The 18040-nt window shown below is 58.1% G+C and carries 15 protein-coding genes and 3 tRNA genes; 1 reads left to right on the top strand and 17 read right to left on the bottom strand.

Translation table 11 applies throughout. The annotated features are described in order from the left end of the window. Window positions 1-71 precede the first annotated feature (71 nt). The 4 genes from ASD60_RS16240 to ASD60_RS16225 form a co-directional block, all read right to left on the bottom strand. Complete coding sequence (locus ASD60_RS16240) at window positions 72-2102, bottom strand: methyl-accepting chemotaxis protein (RefSeq protein WP_056854976.1); 2031 nt, start codon at window positions 2100-2102, stop codon at window positions 72-74. 179 nt (window positions 2103-2281) lie between these two features. Then, window positions 2282-3118: a regulatory signaling modulator protein AmpE gene (gene ampE, locus ASD60_RS16235; RefSeq protein ID WP_056854975.1), complete on the bottom strand. Its 837-nt coding sequence runs from the start codon at window positions 3116-3118 to the stop codon at window positions 2282-2284. After that, window positions 3115-3675 (bottom strand): 1,6-anhydro-N-acetylmuramyl-L-alanine amidase AmpD, encoded by a 561-nt coding sequence (gene ampD / locus ASD60_RS16230; RefSeq protein ID WP_056854974.1) that lies wholly within the window; start codon window positions 3673-3675, stop codon window positions 3115-3117. The genes ampE and ampD overlap by 4 nt, the downstream gene beginning before the upstream one ends. 64 nt (window positions 3676-3739) lie before the next feature. Further along, window positions 3740-5920: a DUF1631 domain-containing protein gene (locus ASD60_RS16225; protein WP_056854973.1), complete on the bottom strand. Its 2181-nt coding sequence runs from the start codon at window positions 5918-5920 to the stop codon at window positions 3740-3742. 255 nt (window positions 5921-6175) lie between these two features. Between ASD60_RS16225 and nadC the strand changes: the two genes are divergently transcribed. Continuing rightward, entirely contained in the window at window positions 6176-7024 is an 849-nt protein-coding gene (nadC, locus tag ASD60_RS16220; RefSeq protein ID WP_056854972.1) for a carboxylating nicotinate-nucleotide diphosphorylase, read from the top strand. Between the two features lie 45 nt (window positions 7025-7069). Here the strand turns inward: nadC and ASD60_RS16215 are convergent, their stop codons facing one another. The 13 genes from ASD60_RS16215 to tpiA form a co-directional block, all read right to left on the bottom strand. Continuing rightward, entirely contained in the window at window positions 7070-7375 is a 306-nt protein-coding gene (locus ASD60_RS16215) for a DUF6388 family protein (protein WP_056855256.1), read from the bottom strand. Window positions 7376-7508: 133 nt separating this feature from the next. Further along, a tRNA-Thr gene (locus ASD60_RS16210) sits at window positions 7509-7584 on the bottom strand. Between the two features lie 138 nt (window positions 7585-7722). Beyond that, window positions 7723-9828 carry a polyribonucleotide nucleotidyltransferase gene (gene pnp / locus ASD60_RS16205; protein WP_056854971.1) on the bottom strand — a complete coding sequence of 702 codons (2106 nt, stop codon included), beginning with the start codon at window positions 9826-9828 and terminating at the stop codon, window positions 7723-7725. A 207-nt stretch (window positions 9829-10035) separates the two neighbouring features. Continuing rightward, the gene (rpsO, locus tag ASD60_RS16200) at window positions 10036-10305 is read right to left on the bottom strand and encodes a 30S ribosomal protein S15 (RefSeq protein ID WP_011332409.1); all 270 of its coding nucleotides are present in this window, start codon (window positions 10303-10305) and stop codon (window positions 10036-10038) included. A 118-nt stretch (window positions 10306-10423) separates the two neighbouring features. Further along, a complete protein-coding gene (gene truB / locus ASD60_RS16195) occupies window positions 10424-11341 on the bottom strand; it encodes a tRNA pseudouridine(55) synthase TruB (RefSeq protein WP_056854970.1) in 918 nt (305 codons plus the stop codon). 3 nt (window positions 11342-11344) lie between these two features. Beyond that, entirely contained in the window at window positions 11345-11746 is a 402-nt protein-coding gene (gene rbfA, locus ASD60_RS16190) for a 30S ribosome-binding factor RbfA (protein ID WP_034148332.1), read from the bottom strand. Between the two features lie 159 nt (window positions 11747-11905). After that, window positions 11906-14425 (bottom strand): translation initiation factor IF-2, encoded by a 2520-nt coding sequence (gene infB, locus ASD60_RS16185; protein ID WP_056854969.1) that lies wholly within the window; start codon window positions 14423-14425, stop codon window positions 11906-11908. 27 nt (window positions 14426-14452) lie between these two features. Then, the gene (gene nusA, locus ASD60_RS16180) at window positions 14453-15934 is read right to left on the bottom strand and encodes a transcription termination factor NusA (protein ID WP_056854968.1); all 1482 of its coding nucleotides are present in this window, start codon (window positions 15932-15934) and stop codon (window positions 14453-14455) included. 47 nt (window positions 15935-15981) lie between these two features. After that, on the bottom strand, window positions 15982-16440 hold the full coding sequence (gene rimP, locus ASD60_RS16175) for a ribosome maturation factor RimP (protein WP_007973115.1): 459 nt from the start codon (window positions 16438-16440) through the stop codon (window positions 15982-15984). A 138-nt stretch (window positions 16441-16578) separates the two neighbouring features. Beyond that, window positions 16579-16655 (bottom strand) — tRNA-Met (locus tag ASD60_RS16170). A gap of 97 nt (window positions 16656-16752) precedes the next feature. Then, a tRNA-Leu gene (locus ASD60_RS16165) sits at window positions 16753-16838 on the bottom strand. Between the two features lie 22 nt (window positions 16839-16860). Continuing rightward, the gene (gene secG, locus ASD60_RS16160; RefSeq protein ID WP_017336473.1) at window positions 16861-17244 is read right to left on the bottom strand and encodes a preprotein translocase subunit SecG; all 384 of its coding nucleotides are present in this window, start codon (window positions 17242-17244) and stop codon (window positions 16861-16863) included. Between the two features lie 4 nt (window positions 17245-17248). Further along, window positions 17249-18004 carry a triose-phosphate isomerase gene (gene tpiA / locus ASD60_RS16155; RefSeq protein WP_056854967.1) on the bottom strand — a complete coding sequence of 252 codons (756 nt, stop codon included), beginning with the start codon at window positions 18002-18004 and terminating at the stop codon, window positions 17249-17251. Window positions 18005-18040: the final 36 nt, after the last annotated feature.

Genomic DNA, 18040 nt, shown 5'->3' with positions numbered 1-18040 from the left:
CCAGAGCCGAACGCGGAGCGTCCGATGAGGCATTCCCACGCAGAGCGTGGGAACGATCATGCGATGCGGATTTAAACGCGAAATGCGCTGATCAACTGTTTGAGCTCAACCACCTGCGCCGACAACGCGCGGCTGGCGTCCTCGGTCTGGTGCGCACCCTCAGCGGTGCGCTCGCCGGCGCGGTTGATCTCAACGATGTTCTGGTCGATGTCGTGGGCCACAGCGGTCTGCTGCTCCACGGCGGCGGCGATCTGCTGGTTCTGGTCGACGATCATGCCGACCGCACCGAGGATATTTTCCAGTGCGAGCTGGACCTTTTCTGACTGCCCCACGGTGCCGTTCGCCATCTCATGGCTGACCCCCATCGCCTTGACCGCCGCACCGACACCGCCGTGCAACTTGGCGATCATCTGCTCGATTTCCTCAGTCGATTGCTGGGTGCGTTTGGCCAGGGTCCGGACTTCGTCAGCCACTACGGCAAACCCGCGCCCCTGCTCACCGGCCCGTGCCGCTTCGATCGCAGCGTTCAGCGCCAGCAGGTTGGTCTGCTCGGCAATGCTCTTGATCACTTCCAGCACGCGACTGATGGATTGGCTGTCACTGGCCAGTTGATTGATCACCAACACCGACTGATCAATCTCGCTGGCCAGTGCCGCGATGCTGCCTTGCTGGGACTGCACCAGGCCGCGCCCGCTGATGGTTTCATCGTTGACGCTGTGGGCGCTGCTGACCGCTGCCGCCGCACTGCGCGCCACTTCCAGGGAAGTGGCGGACATCTGGTTCATCGCCGTGGCGACCTGCTCGATCTGGGTGCGCTGCCCGGCCACCGCCTGGTTGCTTTGCGCCGAAACATTTTCCACTTGCCCGGCTTGACGCTCGACCTCGCTGACGGTCTGTCCGACGCGCTCGATCAGGTCATGGATTTTCTTCACCGTGCCGTTGAACACCTCGCCCAACTCTCCGAGTTCATCGCGGCTGTTGGCGCTGAAGGTAACCGTCATGTCGCCCGCCGCCACTTTGTCCATGACCCCACCCAGGCGTTTGAGAGTGGTGCGGGTAGACGCGTAGAAACCGCCGTAGAGATAGAAGATCAGGACAAACACCACCGACAGCGCCACGGCCTGCAGGATCATGTGTGTGCGGTTCTGGTCCAGACGTTGCTGCAACTGGGTGCCGAGAAACTTCAGGGTGGCTTCATTGAGTTGGTAGGTCGAATCCATCAAGCCAGTGACCTGGTCGTAGAAGGCTTGCCATGGCGTATCGAGTGTATCGGCCATCACCACCTTTTCTTCGAACAGCTCGCTGGCTTTTTTCAACGAGGCTCTGCTGCTGTCTGCCTGAGCAGCCAGGGTCTGCGCCGCGGCCTTGCTGGAGTTTGTCGCGTCCTGCAACTTCAAGCCGTACTCGGCCTGGAGTTTTTCGATCTGCCCCAACAGGTCATCGAATCGGTTGCTCGATGCCGAGTTGAGAAAACCTTGCCCCAGCGAGGCCGCGCCCATCGCACGGCCGTCCCCCAGAATCTGGGTGATGCGCGGAGTGACGTTGGTCACCAGTTCGCTGAGTTGGCGCATGTCGCTTTGATTGTCGAGGCTCAGACCGGCCTGACTGGCAATGAGCTGGCTGAAAAGCTGGGCATTACCCACCAGCTTGCCCGCCAGGGCACTTTTGCTTTGCAGGGATGTTTCCGTTTGCTGTGCCTTGAACGCAGCGACCATCTCATCGCGTTTGCCGTCGAACACCGCAATGTGCTCCGGATCGCTGCTCATTGCCGTCAACCCTTGCAGGCGCGTCAGCACGCTTTTTTCCAGGCTGCTGATTTGCGCCTCGATATTCCCGGCCCTGCCGGACTGGCCGAGGGCAAAATTGATCTGCACCAGGTTGTTCAAGGTTTCCAGATCGCGTCGTAGCGTCAGGCTACTGCCCAACAGGTCGAGGCTTTGCAGTTCGATCCGGGTGCCCTGGAATTCGCGATAGGAATCGCGTACCAGATAGAAATTGGTGACTAACATTGGCACCAGGAACAGGACGCTGATCAGGCTGAACTTCATGCCGAAGCTCAGGCGATTCATTAGCGCAACGGCGGGATAGAGCAAGCTCTTCACTGGAAGTCTCCCTTGGATTTCTTATTTTTATTGGCAGGCGCAGCGAGGCAGCAGATAGCCACTATTGAGCGCTATCCCTGTATAGCTTAAATCGGCAGGAAGTTTTGTAACTTAAGGTTAACGAGAGGTCAGCGCAGCCCTGTAGCAGCGGGCATCACTTGCTACAGGGATCAATCGCTTCAGGGCAAGACAGTCCACAATGCAAAACCGGCATACCACAGCACCGCCGCTCGCAGCAGTAACTCCCAGAGCCGGTCGAGATTGTTGATGCCGTCGGGCCCTGCGACCGGTGCAGGAATTTCCGCGGCCACCCGCCCAGCCTTCTCGATCAACTGAGCAGCGCTGATGTTCCAGTTCAGCAATTCGTGCAACATCACCCGGCTGACAGCAACAAAATTGCCGACCAGGGCAAAGCTCGCGGCCAGCAAGCGCACCGGCACCCAATCGAATGCGTGACGCAATTGCCCTGCGCGCTCGACCACGGCCGGGTTTTGCCCGTGCTCTTCAGCCAGGGCCAGCAGGCGGTAGCTCAAGGCGGCGACCGGCCCCAACAGGAAGTACCAGAAAATCACCGCAAAGAAACTCTGGTAAGCCTCCCACAGCAAATGCCCTTCAACCCGCTCCAGCAGTTGTTCGCCGCTGTCGGCGCAGATATCCAGATCGCGCTTGGCGACATGGGCCGCCGCTTGCAGATCTTCTCGACGCCAGGCATCGCGAAACGGCCCAAGACCGGCAAGCAGATCTCCGCGCCCCAGGCTGTAGATAACCACCAACAGGTGTACCGGCAAGGCCAGCAGACCGTAAGCCACCGGGTCAATCACCACCAGCAGCAGGCCCAGTAGCGCAACGGGAAACAGCACCAGTACCGCTAGAACCAGCCATGGACGCTGCACCAGACGCGGGCTGAGCTCAAGCTTGTGCAGCTCGCGAACCCAGCCGCCATCGCGTTGAACCCGATGGCGCAGGGCCGAAAACTTCTCGATCCAGACCGCCAACAGCAACACCAGAAAACTCATTGTCCTTCCTCTTTTGCCAGGGCTGCGCGATAGCGTGCCCAGTCGAACGCCGGCCCCGGATCCGTCTTGCGCCCGGGGGCGATGTCGCTATGCCCACAGATCCGCTGTGCAGTGATCGCCGGGAACGCCGCTTGCAACTGCCGAGTCAGCCCGGTCAACGCATCATACTGAGCATCGGTGAATGGCAGATCATCCGTGCCTTCCAATTCAATGCCCACGGAAAAATCGTTACAGGTTTCCCGCCCCTCGAAATTCGAAACGCCAGCGTGCCAGGCGCGCTCAAGACAAGAGACAAACTGGGTAACCGTACCGTCACGCTCAATCAGAAAATGTGCGGACACCCGCAGATCGGCAATCCCCTCAAAGTAGGGGTGCTCCGTGACATCCAGACGATTCTGGAAAAACGCCTGCACCTTGCCCGTGGCGAACTGCGCCGGCGGCAGGCTGATGTTATGGATCACCAGCAGGGAAATTTCGCCCTCGGGGCGCGCATTGAAGTTGGGCGAGGGGCACAAACGCACGTCCTGACACCAACCGCTCGCGGGGTCCAACTGCATACCGATTCCTTCAACGACAAGTGTGTTGGCCGTCAGTATGCCGCGATAGCCCCCCGGGATGCGATCACTTGCCGCGCTCAAGGCGTCGCAGATTGCCGATCACCGTCTCCAGCGCCCGATCAAACAGCAAGGTGTCATCGAGCGTACGCACCGTACCGCGACGAAACTCCAGGGCCAGGCTCGCACGGCTGTGCTCCAGCACCTTCATACCAGTGCGGTTGACGAAAATGTAATGGCCCGTGACGTCGATAATCGCTGCCAGCTTGCAGCGCAGCGTATTGTCCTGATCCTCCTGGAACTCGACCCAGCCACCAAGGCGCAACTGGTCCACGTGCCACAGCCCGATATCATCGGCCGACAAAGGCACCGCAGTGGCCTGTACCGGTCCTTCATCGGCTGACTGCAAGACCATTGCTTCGAGCACCTGAACCAACTCCGGCGCGTCCTTTGGCGCATGAGGCTCAGGCTCGAACAACTGAACATGCAAACCTTCCAGCTCACTGAAAAACTCACTGGTGGCGAACGGATCGAACGTCGAACCACTCAGGCCTTCGCGCAACGCCTTGAGCAAGCCCGGCACCAGCGCCAGCAAGCGCGAACGCGCGTCCGGTTCGTCATGGCACTGAACGCTCCAGATCAACTGCTCCATGGTCTGCACAGCCGCATGCCACTGCGTCGATTGATGACCATGCTTGAGAAAGGTCAGCAGCAACACTTTGCTCCAGGCGTCCTGAACAAACAGCACCACGCTGCGCGGCAGACTTTTGCCCAACAAGGCCAGATTCAAAGCCTGTTCGACATGTTGACGGGCCAGCGCAGCTTTCGCCCGGCCTTCTTCAGCATCACGAGTGCGCTGCTCCAGCAATTCACTGCGACGCCGCTCATCGGCGATGAACGCCAGGAAGTCAGCCAGCAGATCGGAAAAAATCGTCGGGTCATCGACGAAGTCATTCAACAACCGCTTCACCACCTGTTCGATGCGCAAGTACAGGCTATCGCGCTGAACATCGTCGCAGCTGCTCCAGCCGAGCGTGGCACTGGCTATTTCATTGAGCAGACGCTTGGCCGGGTGATCGCCGCGACTGAAAAAACGCTTGTCCAGAACCGCCACCTTGACCATCGGGATTTGCAACTGGCCAACCAACGCCTTGAGGCTCTGCGGCAAGTCGCGGTCGTGGCGGATGCACTCGAACAGCATGGCGATCAGGTTGATGACATCTTCATCCGCCACCCCCACCACGCGCGACTTGCCGCTTTTGACACTGACGCGAGTCAGCAACTGTCCCAGCTGATTGCGCAGATCGAAATCGTCCTGGCTGGCGTGCGTCGGCACGTATTGCTGCAAGTACGAAAGCAGCCGCAACAGGTCCCGTGAGGAAATCGGCTGTGCGGGCGCGCTTGCTTCGAGGATTGGCGTGAAACGGCCGCGCACCTGGGACAACAGGTGCTGCAATGGCAGAAACACCGGTGGCAGGCTGTCGTCGAGTGCTGACACTTGCGACTCAACGGCCACAGGCGTTTCGACAGACGTAGCAATCGTTCGCGCCGGGACGGGCTGGAGATCGGGCAGCACGCCCATGACTACCAACAACTGGTTGGCTTCACCATAGAGCTGGTCAGCATCGTTGAGCACATAGCGCTCGAACAATTTGAGGATAATCAACTTGACCTTGATCTCTACCCCGAGATTGCGCCCGGCCCGCAGGAAAAACTCACACAGCAACGTCGGCCCCAAAGGGTTGTGCCTTTCAATCAGCGTCTTGCCCAACAGCGTACTGAGGCGTGCGGTGAGCTGGTCGAGCGCCAAACCGTCACGATCCAGTATTTTATTGACCATCGCTTCTACCGCGACTGTGCGCTCCAGCTCGTCGCCGGGCTGCGCAAACGAAGCGCCGGCCGACAGCGCCATGGAGCCGTTCACAGGTGTTACGTCGTAGCGGGAAAGACGAGCAAATGCCTCGAAGATCTGATCGAAAAAAAGCCGCTCGATACTTTTGCGCTTGAGGCGCAAATCGCGCATGGCCTGAAAGTAAATGTTCTGCTCGATGCTATCTCGAGCCCGATCCGTCATTTCAAAAAGTGTGTCGTCCGCATTGTCAAACAGCGCCTGCAGGCCTTTCCTGAGCTGCAGCACAGCCTTGTCGCGAACCTGAAGCAGAATCACAGGCAGGCGGGTGAGCGGCGTATGAATCGCCTGATCGGTAGGCGCCTTGTGCAAAGGCACTACATTCCCGTCGTTGTGCATCCCGGTCCCCCTGAAACAATGATTCCACGAATCGTCAAAGTCATGACGTCAATTGCAAGGCGCGATTATCTTGCAAAAAACCACCCCGGTACCAGCGACCCGTGTTCCTCCATGGAAATACAGACCAGTACGGGCGGTATTTGCTTGCGGGAATCGACCAAATGCATGTTTCGCTGCGCCGACAATCTTTCGCACGCCTTGGGTTGCTCCGCGGCATGGCCCTATAATCGGACCACTTTGTTTGTGGAGTCCGTTATGCCGAATCTACGTCTCGCCGATCTGAACGCCGAAATCGAAGCCAACGTGCGCCGCGCGTTGCTCGAAGACATCGGCAGCGGCGACATCACCGCGCAGCTGATCCCGGCCGAACGCCTGGCCAAAGCCACCATCATTACTCGCGACGCTGCCGTCATTGCTGGCACCGCTTGGGTCGACGCGGTTTTCCGGCAACTGGACCCACGGGTCGCAGTGCATTGGCAAGTCGCCGATGGCGAGCGGGTGAAACCCAATCAGGCGCTGTTCCACCTCGAAGGTCCGGCGCGCTCGCTGCTGACCGGCGAACGCAGCGCGCTGAACTTCCTGCAAATGCTGTCCGGTGTGGCCACTCGCGCGCAGTACCTGGCGGACTTCGTTGGCGAAACCCAGGTCAAGCTGCTCGACACCCGCAAAACCCTGCCGGGGCTGCGTCTGGCGCAAAAGTACGCCGTGACCTGCGGCGGTTGTCACAACCACCGCATCGGCCTGTATGACGCCTTCCTGATCAAGGAAAACCATATTGCTGCTTGTGGCGGCATTGCGCAGGCCATTGCCGCCGCGCACAAGATCGCGCCGGGCAAACCGGTAGAGATTGAGGTAGAAAGCCTGGATGAGCTCAAAGAAGCCCTGGCGGCCGGGGCAGACATCATCATGCTCGACGAACTGAGCCTGGATGACATGCGCGAAGCCGTGCGCCTGAACGGCGGCAAGGCAAAACTGGAGGCCAGCGGCGGGATCAATGAAAGCACGCTGCTGCCGATCGCCGAAACTGGCGTGGATTACATCTCGATTGGTGCGATGACCAAGGATGTGAAAGCGGTGGATCTGTCGATGCGCTTGAGTCTCTGATCACATCGAACTGTAGGAGCGAGCAGGCTCGCTCCTACATGAGTGTCAAACCACCAGATTATTCATCTCGCAGTACTCTTCCCACTCGACGCCCAACACTTCGGCAGCTTCCTTATGCAGCTCCAGGCGCTTGGCCTCGAACTCTTGCGGGGTGCAGGTGTACTTGAGCGTCAACTCCCAAGGCTGCAGGCCCTGGGCCTCCGCCTCATCCTCGAACGCCCACTGGATCTGATCTTTCTGATCGTCGGCGGGCAGGTCCTTGATCTCATCGGCTAACTGGGGTGAGTCGATCAAGTATTTCTTGAGCGCTTCTTCGTGGCGGGCTTCTTGGGTCAACTCTTTAACGGTCATGGCGTTCTCGCTGATCTGGGGAATGGAAGATGGATCTGGATCATCAAGGATCTCTCTGACGCAAAAAACCGTATGAAGCGCGGTTTGTCTGGCCTTCAGAACCATTCGGGATCATCTGAAAACAGAGTGTCGCTGGTGCCCGAGACAGGAATCGAACCTGCGACCTTCGCGTTACGAGTGCGCTGCTCTACCGGCTGAGCTACACGGGCGGTGGGCTAAACCTAGCACTGACTTTAGGGTCAGGCAACTTCCAAGTCGCTTCAATTTTCTGCGGACAAAAAAATGCCCCACAGCTTTCACTGCGGGGCATTTTCTACAACGTTGAAGCCATCAGGCTGAAGGGCTGATTAAACGCCCGAAGCCTTGGCAGCTGCTACGTCTTTGATGGACAGCTTGATACGGCCGCGGTTGTCCACGTCCAGTACCAGTACTTCCACTTCCTGACCTTCCTTGAGGATGTCGGTCACTTTCTCAACGCGAGCATCGCTCAGCATGGAGATGTGCACCAGACCGTCCTTGCCAGGCAGGATGTTGACGAATGCGCCGAAGTCGACGATGCGCTCAACCTTACCGACGTAGATCTTGCCGATCTCGGCTTCAGCGGTGATACCCAGAACGCGCTGACGTGCTGCTTCAGCTGCTTCCTTGGTTTCGCCGAAGATCTTGATCGAACCGTCGTCTTCGATATCGATCGAAGCCTTGGTTTCTTCACAGATCGCACGGATGGTCGCGCCACCTTTCCCGATAACGTCACGGATCTTGTCGGTGTCGATCTTCATCGCGATCATGGTCGGAGCGTTGGCCGACAATTCGGTACGCGACTGGCCAATGATCTGGTTCATCTGACCGAGGATGTTCAGGCGCGCTTCCAGGGCTTGGCCCAGAGCGATCTCCATGATCTCTTCGGTGATGCCCTTGATCTTGATGTCCATCTGCAGCGCGGTGACGCCTTTGGCGGTACCGGCTACCTTGAAGTCCATGTCGCCCAGGTGGTCTTCGTCACCCAGGATGTCGGTCAGAACAGCGAATTTCTCGCCTTCTTTAACCAGACCCATGGCGATACCGGCAACTGGCGCCTTCATCGGCACACCAGCGTCCATCAGTGCCAGGGAAGCACCGCAAACGGAAGCCATCGAGCTCGAACCGTTGGATTCGGTGATTTCCGAAACCACGCGAATGGTGTACGGGAACACGTCGGCGGCAGGCAGCATGGCCGAAACCGAACGACGGGCCAGACGGCCGTGACCGATTTCACGACGACCGGCACCACCCATGCGACCACACTCGCCTACCGAGAACGGTGGGAAGTTGTAGTGCAGCATGAACGGGTCTTTTTTCTCGCCTTCCAGGGTGTCCAGCAGCTGTGCATCACGGGCGGTGCCCAGAGTTGCAACGACCAGGGCCTGGGTTTCGCCACGGGTGAACAGGGCCGAACCGTGGGTTTTTGGCAGGACACCGACTTCGATGTTCAACGGACGTACGGTCTTGGTGTCGCGACCGTCGATACGTGGCTTGCCGTTAACGATGTTTTCGCGAACGGTGCGGTATTCGATTTCACCGAAAGCCGCTTTGACGTCGGAAGCGGAAGGCTGGCCTTCTTCACCGGACAGCTTGGCAACAACCTGGTCTTTCAACTCGCCCAGGCGAGCGTAACGGTCGGCTTTGACGGTGATGGTGTAGGCCTGGGAGATCGCTTCGCCGAACTCGGCACGGATAGCGCCCAGCAGTTCGGTGGCTTCTGGCGCTGGAGCCCAGGTCCAGGTTGGCTTGGCAGCTTCGGCAGCCAGTTCCTTGACCGCGTTGATCACAACCTGGAACTCGTCGTGAGCAAACAGTACCGCGCCCAGCATCTGGTCTTCGGTCAGCTCTTTGGCTTCCGATTCAACCATCAATACGGCGTCCGAAGTACCGGCAACGACCATGTCCAGGCTCGAGGCAGCCTGTTGCTCGTAGGTCGGGTTCAGCAGGTAGCCGGTGCTTTCGTGGAAGGCAACGCGGGCAGCGCCGATCGGGCCATCGAAAGGAATGCCGGAGATCGCCAGGGCTGCCGAAGTACCGATCATCGCAGCGATGTCCGGATCGGTCTTCTTGCTGGTGGAAACGACGGTGCAGACAACCTGCACTTCGTTCATGAAGCCTTCAGGGAACAGCGGACGGATCGGACGGTCGATCAGTCGGGAAGTCAGGGTTTCTTTCTCGGAAGGACGGCCTTCACGCTTGAAGAAACCGCCAGGGATCTTACCGGCAGCGTAAGTTTTTTCCTGGTAGTGAACAGACAGAGGGAAGAAGCCCTTGCCTGGATCGGCTTGTTTTGCACCGACTACGGTCACCAATACGCTGACGTCGTCGTCAACGGTGACCAATACTGCGCCGGAGGCCTGACGGGCGATTCGGCCAGTCTCGAGGGTAACGGTCGACTGACCGAACTGGAATTTTTTGATTACCGGGTTCACGGTGTCCTACCTTCTTTTGTGGCTCTTGGGGAAACGGGTTTCTTGCGAAATTCTTGGGCAACGCCGGGAATCGGCCCGACACAATTGTCCAGGTGCTACTCAGGTAAAGCAGGTATCCAGATAAAACTTGAGGCTGGGAGCCTGCCGTGCACTGGCGGGAAACCCGCTGGTGCACGACAGACAACCAACCTCTAGCGCAATCGCTTATTAGCGACGCAGACCCAGGCGAGCGATCAGAGCGCTGTAACGGCTCACGTCCTTGCCTTTCAGGTAGTCCAGCAGCTTGCGACGCTGGTTAACCATGCGGATCAGACCACGACGGGAGTGGTGATCTTTACCGTTGGCCTTGAAGTGACCTTGCAGTTTGTTGATGTTGGCGGTCAGCAGTGCTACTTGCACTTCCGGCGAACCAGTGTCACCAACAGCTTGCTGGTAGTCAGCAACGATTTGAGCTTTTTCTTGAACGTCGAGAGCCATGAGGCAATCCTTTTATCAGGAAACTGTTTGTCGAAAAACAGTTTCAACAGGCCAGGGACAAATCCCTGTATCTAAAAATGAGTAGTGACCGTGCCTGCTGACAGCCACACTCGTTCGGTCATTCTGACCGAATCAGTCGACGCGGCGCGATGCGCCCGTCTTCGCTCACTTCACCGATACCGATGAAGCGACCATTGTGATCCTGTACCCGTACCATGCCGAACTTCGGTGCATCCGGGGCGCGAACCGGCTGGCCGTTGAGCCAGTAGAACGAGCTGTGCTCCGAGAACTGCAACAACGGCCAATCGAGCAGGCCGCTGTCCGATGGCATCAGGAAGCGATCAACCGCTTCGTTGCCGCCTTCGGCATGTACCGCTTCCAGCTCTTCCAGGGTGACGGTCTGGGCCAGCGTGAAAGGCCCGGCCTGGGTACGTCGCAGTTCTGCAACGTAAGCGCCACAACCGAGTTTTTCACCAATATCCTCCACGAGGGTACGAATATAGGTGCCTTTGCTGCAATCCACTGCCAGTCGCGCAGTATCACCTTCGAAGGCCAGCAATTCCAAGCGCGCAATAGTAACAGAACGCGGTTCGCGCTCCACTACTTCGCCAGCACGCGCCAGCTTGTACAACGGCTGGCCATCCCGCTTGAGGGCCGAGTACATCGGCGGTATCTGACTGATTTGCCCACGAAAATCCGGCAGGACAGCTTCGATATCGGCGCGACCAACGGTCACCGGGCGTTCCTGCAGAACCTCACCTTCGGCGTCCGCCGTGGTGGTGGTTTTGCCCAGTTGCGCCAACGTCTCGTAACCCTTGTCCGAATCGAGCAGGTATTGCGAGAACTTGGTGGCTTCACCGAAGCACAGCGGCAGAACGCCGGTGGCCAGCGGATCGAGACTGCCGGTGTGACCGGCCTTCTCGGCGTTCAGCAACCAGCGGACCTTCTGCAAAGCTGCGTTGGAGGTGAACCCCAGCGGCTTGTCGAGCAGGATGATTCCGCTGACATTACGACGGATACGTTTGACCTGAGCCACCGATTACTCCTTGGTGTCTTCGGCTTCTGCCGCAACCGGATGCTGATTGTCTTCAGCCACAGCGCGCTCGATCAATGCCGACAGATGCGCACCGCGCACGACGCTTTCGTCGTAGTGGAAGTGCAATTGCGGGACGCTGCGCAGCTTCATTTCGCGAGCCAGTTGCATACGCAGGAAACCGGCGGCGGAATTCAGCACCTTGATGCTTTGAGCGATGTCTTCAGCGCTGTCCTGGCCCATCACGGTGATGAAAATCTTGGCATGACCGACGTCACGGCTGACTTCCACAGCAGTAATGGTGACCAGGCCGACGCGCGGGTCTTTGACTTCGCGACGGATCAGCTGTGCCAGCTCGCGCTGCATCTGATCGCCGATACGTTGGGTACGGCTATATTCTTTTGCCATGTCTTGTTACCTGTAACTGCCCCACGGTGAAACCCGTGAGGTCTGAAAGCGGCAAACGCCCGGCCTGACAGAAGCCAGACCGGGCGTTGCGTTTAGAGTCCGGGTGATGCGTCGCACGATTGAGTGCGACCGGCCATCACGGCTCCTGAAGTGCGCGAGTTAGAGGCTGCGAGCAACCTGAACCTTCTCGAAGACTTCGATCTTGTCACCGACTTTGACGTCGTTGTAGCTCTTCACGCCGATACCGCATTCCATGCCGGCACGTACTTCGGAAGCGTCATCCTTGAAGCGGCGCAGGGATTCCAGCTCGCCTTCGAAGATAACGATGTCTTCACGCAGTACACGGATTGGACGGTTACGGTGAACAACACCTTCGATAACCATGCAACCGGCGATCGCGCCAAACTTCGGCGAGCGGAACACGTCACGTACTTCGGCGATACCCAGGATGTTCTCGCGAACATCGCTGCCGAGCATGCCGGTCAGGGCTTTCTTGACGTCTTCGATGATGTCGTAGATCACGTTGTAGTAACGCATATCCAGACCTTCCTGCTCGACGATCTTGCGAGCACCGGCATCGGCACGCACGTTGAAGCCAAACAGTACAGCGTTGGAAGCCAGTGCCAGGTTGGCGTCGGATTCGGTGATACCACCGACACCGCCACCGACCACACGCACCTGCACTTCGTCGTTACCCAGGCCGTTCAAGGCACCGTTCAACGCTTCCAGCGAACCACGGACGTCGGATTTGAGGACGATGTTGAGCGTCTTCTTCTCTTCCTGCCCCATGTTTTCGAAGATGTTTTCCAGCTTGCCGGCGTGAGCGCGAGCCAGTTTGACTTCGCGGAACTTGCCTTGACGGAACAGAGCCACTTCACGGGCTTTCTTCTCGTCGGCAACCACGCTCATCTCGTCGCCAGCGTCCGGGGTACCGTCCAGGCCGAGAATTTCGACAGGGATGGCCGGACCGGCTTCCTTGATTGGCTTGCCGTTCTCGTCGAGCATGGCCCGAACGCGACCGTAGTTCGAACCGACCAGGACCATGTCGCCTTGACGCAGGGTACCGTCCTGAACCAGAACGGTAGCCACCGGGCCACGGCCCTTGTCCAGACGCGATTCAACCACGACACCACGGCCAGGAGCCGAAGGAGTTGCAGTCAGTTCCAGGACTTCGGCTTGCAGCAATACGGCTTCGAGCAGTTCGTCGACACCGGTACCCATCTTCGCCGAGACCGGTACGAATGGAGTATCGCCACCCCACTCTTCCGAAGTCACGCCGTGGACCGACAGTTCGCTACGGATGCGATCGAGGTCAGCACCTGGCTTGTCGATCTTGTTCACAGCAACAACCAGCGGAACGCCAGCAGCCTGAGCATGCTGAACGGCTTCGATGGTTTGCGGCATTACGCCGTCGTCCGCTGCAACCACCAGGATCACGATGTCGGTCGCCTTGGCACCACGGGCACGCATTGCGGTAAACGCGGCGTGACCAGGGGTGTCGAGGAACGTCACCATGCCACGGTCGGTTTCAACGTGATATGCACCGATGTGCTGGGTAATGCCACCGGCTTCGCCAGCAGCAACCTTGGCACGACGGATGTAGTCGAGCAGGGAAGTTTTACCGTGGTCAACGTGGCCCATTACGGTCACGACTGGCGCACGGGAAACAGCCTCACCTTCAAACTTCAGGGACTCTGCCAGGGAATCTTCCAGGGCGGTATCGCTGACCAGGGTCACTTTGTGGCCCAGTTCTTCAGCAACCAGTTGGGCAGTTTCCTGATCCAGTACCTGGTTGATGGTCGCTGGAGTACCCAGTTTGAACATGAACTTGATGATTTCAGCAGCCTTGACCGACATCTGCTGAGCGAGATCGCCAACAGTGATGGTCTCGCCGATCTTCACTTCACGCACGACAGGGCCGGTTGGGCTCTGGAAACCGTGGGCGTTGCGCTTCTTCAGCTTGGCCTTGCCGCGACCACCGCGACGGAAGCCATCGCTTTCTTCGTCGGTAGTACGTGGGGCAACGCGTGGCGCAGGTGCTTTTTCCTTGACCGAAGCACGATGCGGAGCGTTTTTGCGCTCGCCATCGCCACCACCGCGACGATTGTTATCGTCGGCACGTGGCTTGTCCGGACGGCGCGGCTCGTCACGCTTGCGAGCGTCTGCAGCCGGTGCGGCAGCCACAACCGGTGCGCTTTCACGCACAGGCTCGGCCACTGCAACAGGCGCAGCAACAGGTTCGGCTGGAGCGGTCGGCGCAGCAGCAGGCTGGCGACGCGCTTCTTCTTCGGCGCGACGCTTGGCTTCTTCTTCAGCCTTCTGACGTGCAGCATTTTCTACTGCGCGACGTTCATCCAGTTCACGCTTGCGCTCGGCTTCGATTTCTTCCGGGCTGCGCTGTACGAAGACTTTCTTCTTGCGTACTTCAACGCTGATGCTTTTGCTGCCAGCAACACGCAGGGTGCTGGTGGTTTTACGCTGCAGCGTAATCTTGCGTGGTTCTTCCACTTTCGCCTTGTGGCTGCTTTTCAAGTGAGTCAGCAACGATTGCTTCTCACTGTCAGTCACACTTTCTTCGGCGGCGGTGTGCGGCAGACCTGCCTCACGCATCTGCTGCAACAGGCGCTCTACCGGTGTTTTGACCTCATCGGCCAGTTGTTTCACCGTGACTTGCGTCATGCACTTCTCTCCTCAGGCCGCGCCTAATTACTCGAACCAGTGGGCTCGGGCGGCCATGATCAACTTGCCGGCACGATCATCGTCAATGCCGTCGATGTCGAGCAGATCGTCAATAGACTGCTCGGCCAGGTCTTCGCGGGTAATTACGCCGCGCACCGCCAGTTCCATCGCCAAATCCTTGTCCATACCCTCAAGCGAGAGCAGGTCTTCGGCCGGATGGGCGTCTGCCAGCTTTTCCTCAGTAGCGATGGCTTTGGTCAACAAACGATCCTTGGCACGAGCGCGAAGCTCGTTGACGATGTCTTCGTCAAAGCCGTCGATGTTGAGCATCTCTTCCAACGGTACGTAGGCAATCTCTTCCAGGCTGGTGAAGCCTTCATCTACCAGCACCTGAGCCAGTTCTTCATCGACTTCAAGCTCTTCGATGAAGTTGCGCAGGATGTCGCCGGTTTCTGCTTGCTGCTTAGCCTGGATGTCCGATTCGGTCATCACGTTCAGGGTCCAGCCAGTCAACTGGCTAGCCAGACGCACGTTCTGACCACCGCGACCGATGGCCTGAGCCAGATTGTCTGCGCCAACGGCGATGTCCATTGCGTGGGCATCTTCGTCAACGATAATTGCCGCAACCTCAGCCGGGGACATGGCGTTGATTACGAACTGAGCCGGGTTGTCGTCCCACAGGACTATGTCCACACGCTCACCGCCCAACTCGCCCGACACTGCCTGGACGCGCGAACCGCGCATACCGATGCAAGCGCCCTGCGGGTCGATGCGTTTGTCCTTGGAGCGGACGGCGATCTTGGCGCGCGAACCCGGATCACGGGATGCAGCCATCACTTCGATCAGGCCTTCAGCAATTTCCGGCACTTCGATGCGGAACAACTCGATCAGCATTTCCGGCGCGGTACGCGACAGGATCAGCTGCGGGCCGCGGTTCTCGGTGCGGATTTCCTTGAGCAGTGCACGCAAGCGCACACCCACCCGGAAGGTTTCGCGAGAAATGATGTCTTCACGGGCCAGCAACGCCTCAGCGTTGTTGCCCAGATCGACGATCACGTTGTCGCGGGTCACTTTCTTCACGGTGCCGGAGATGATTTCACCCAGGCGTTCGCGGTAAGCGTCAACAACCTGAGCGCGTTCGGCTTCGCGAACCTTCTGCACGATGACTTGCTTGGCAGTCTGTGCAGCGATGCGACCAAATTCGATGGACTCGATTTTTTCTTCTACGACGTCACCGACCTTGGCACCAGGATGCGTCTCTGCAACCTTGCTCGGCCAGGTTTCAATGGCCGGATCGTCCAGGTCTGCTTCTTCGACGACCGTCCAGCGACGGAAAGTCTCATAAGCACCGGTGTGGCGATTGATTTCCACACGCAGATCAACTTCGTCCTCGAAACGCTTTTTGGTAGCAGTGGCCAAGGCCAGCTCCAGCGCTTCAAAAATTACGTTTGCCGGTACACCCTTTTCGTTGGATACCGACTCAACAACCAGCAGTACTTCTTTGCTCATCGTACGCCTCGCCTTTCGCAAGCCATTGGATCCGCGGGATCCGCGTCTCAGTCAAAACTGGGAATAATGTTGGCCTTGTCGATCATATCGATCGGCAACAGGAACTCATGGTCTTCAACCTGCACCACGACGTCCTGCTCTTCTACACCGCGCAGAAGGCCCTGAAAGTTGCGTCGACCTTCAAAAGGCGAGCGCAGCTTGATCTTCACTTGTTCACCGGCAAATTTTGCAAACTGCTCAAGAGTGAACAGTGGGCGTTCCATGCCAGGCGAGGAAACTTCAAGGGTGTATTCAACGGAGATTGGATCTTCAACATCCAGCACACCGCTGATTTGACGGCTGACAATGGCGCAATCGTCCACCAGCACGCCACCCTCTTTATCGATATAAACGCGCAACATTGAGTGGCGACCCTGGGCCGAAAACTCAATACCCCAGCATTCATAGCCTAGGGCCACGACCACCGGGGCCAGCAAGGCCTGCAACTCTTCTAGCTTGCTCGACACCTGAACCCCCTAGTGCATGTATGTGCATGCTATGCAAAATAAAAAAATGGGCGAAACGCCCATCCTTGAAACGCCGTCGAACAGCGGCGTTGAAAGTGTCCAGCTAACAAAAAGCCCCTTAAAAGGGGCTCCTTAAACTGGTTGCGGGGGCCGGATTTGAACCGACGACCTTCGGGTTATGAGCCCGACGAGCTACCAGACTGCTCCACCCCGCGACAAAGCTGGGGCGGAAGTATACGACCGATCCCCTACAGGGTCAATGTAACCTTCCACCTGCAAGAAAGCCCGCAACTGCGGGCTCTCCTGACTAATTGGTACCGAGAAGGGGACTCGAACCCCTACACCCTATGGGCACAACCACCTCAAGGTTGCGTGTCTACCAATTCCACCACCTCGGCAATACTACGTTTGAAACCCTTCTTACTTCTGCTCTTGAGCTGGAGGCACGTCAGTCGCTGGAGTAGCCGACTTTTGCTCTTGAAGCACCGGGACATCATCAGAAGCCGGTTGTTGCTTTGGAACTTCCAGTACCGCCGGGTTTGGGAGACCTACTTGAGTCAGCTGGTGAGCCTTCTCTTTAGCAAAGTAACCTAACCCCAAGCTGGTTATGAAAAAACCTGCGGCAAGTATAGCAGTAAACTTACTAAGAAAGGTAGAGGAACCTTGGCTTCCGAACACAGTATTTGAAGCACCTGCTCCGAAAGACGCGCCAGCATCCGCACCTTTACCCTGCTGCAGCAATACGAGAGCAACTACGCCCAATGCACCCAGCAGATGAAAAACGACTACGACTGTTTCCAGCATTTTTTCAGTTTCCCGCGGCGCGACAAATCGCACCGAACTCATCTGCATTCAGGGAAGCCCCACCAATGAGGCCTCCATCGATATCCGGCATGCCGAACAGTTCGACCGCATTGGCCGCCTTCACGCTGCCGCCGTATAGAAGCCGCACACCTTGTGCGACTTCAGAATTTTCTGCCGCCAACTGGGCACGAATGGCTGCATGCACATCCTGCGCCTGTTGCGGCGAAGCAGTCAGCCCGGTACCAATGGCCCAGACCGGCTCGTAAGCAATTACTGCGCTTGCAAAAACACCGACACCCAGCTCGTCGATGATGCTGCTCAGCTGACGCGAGACAACCTCAACGGTCTTCCCCGCTTCGCGCTGCTCGAGGGTCTCCCCTACACACAACACCGGAATCAAGCCGCTTGCCTGTGCCGCTGCGAACTTGCGGATCAGCGTTGCGTCCTGCTCGCCCATAATCTGGCGACGCTCGGAGTGCCCGACAAGCACCAGGGAACAACCTGCATCCACCAACTGACTTGGCGAGACCTCGCCGGTCAGTGCACCTTGCCCGGATTCCACTGCAGAATTCTGCGCGCCGATCGAAATCGACTTTCCTTTCAAGCCATCAACCACTTGGCTGACATGCAACAAAGGCGGGAATACCGCTACATCAACACCGCTCGGCAAGGCCAAGTCACGAAGGCCGTTGATCAGCTCAGCGACGCTGGCGCGGGTACCGTGCATCTTCCAGTTACCAGCTACCATAGGGCGACGCATGCTGTACCTCGTCGGTCAAAGTGGGCGCAGATGTTA

Origin of the sequence: Pseudomonas sp. Root562 (genome assembly GCF_001427125.1) — a bacterium.
Classification (GTDB): Bacteria; Pseudomonadota; Gammaproteobacteria; order Pseudomonadales; family Pseudomonadaceae; genus Aquipseudomonas.
The sequence above is the reverse complement of the archived record's forward strand: the minus strand, read 5'-3'. Positions and strand labels throughout refer to the sequence as shown.

Excerpts from the sequence above, each read along its gene's own strand:
- ASD60_RS16225 (WP_056854973.1), bottom strand. The coding sequence starts at position 5,920 with ATGCACAACGACGGGAATGTAGTGCCTTTGCACAAGGCGCCTACCGAT.
- tpiA (WP_056854967.1), bottom strand. The coding sequence starts at position 18,004 with ATGCGTCGCCCTATGGTAGCTGGTAACTGGAAGATGCACGGTACCCGC.
- nusA (WP_056854968.1), bottom strand. The coding sequence starts at position 15,934 with ATGAGCAAAGAAGTACTGCTGGTTGTTGAGTCGGTATCCAACGAAAAG.
- infB (WP_056854969.1), bottom strand. The coding sequence starts at position 14,425 with ATGACGCAAGTCACGGTGAAACAACTGGCCGATGAGGTCAAAACACCG.
- rpsO (WP_011332409.1), bottom strand. The coding sequence starts at position 10,305 with ATGGCTCTCGACGTTCAAGAAAAAGCTCAAATCGTTGCTGACTACCAG.
- ASD60_RS16215 (WP_056855256.1), bottom strand. The coding sequence starts at position 7,375 with ATGACCGTTAAAGAGTTGACCCAAGAAGCCCGCCACGAAGAAGCGCTC.
- ampD (WP_056854974.1), bottom strand. The coding sequence starts at position 3,675 with ATGCAGTTGGACCCCGCGAGCGGTTGGTGTCAGGACGTGCGTTTGTGC.
- nadC (WP_056854972.1), top strand. The coding sequence starts at position 6,176 with ATGCCGAATCTACGTCTCGCCGATCTGAACGCCGAAATCGAAGCCAAC.
- rbfA (WP_034148332.1), bottom strand. The coding sequence starts at position 11,746 with ATGGCAAAAGAATATAGCCGTACCCAACGTATCGGCGATCAGATGCAG.
- ampE (WP_056854975.1), bottom strand. The coding sequence starts at position 3,118 with ATGAGTTTTCTGGTGTTGCTGTTGGCGGTCTGGATCGAGAAGTTTTCG.
- secG (WP_017336473.1), bottom strand. The coding sequence starts at position 17,244 with ATGCTGGAAACAGTCGTAGTCGTTTTTCATCTGCTGGGTGCATTGGGC.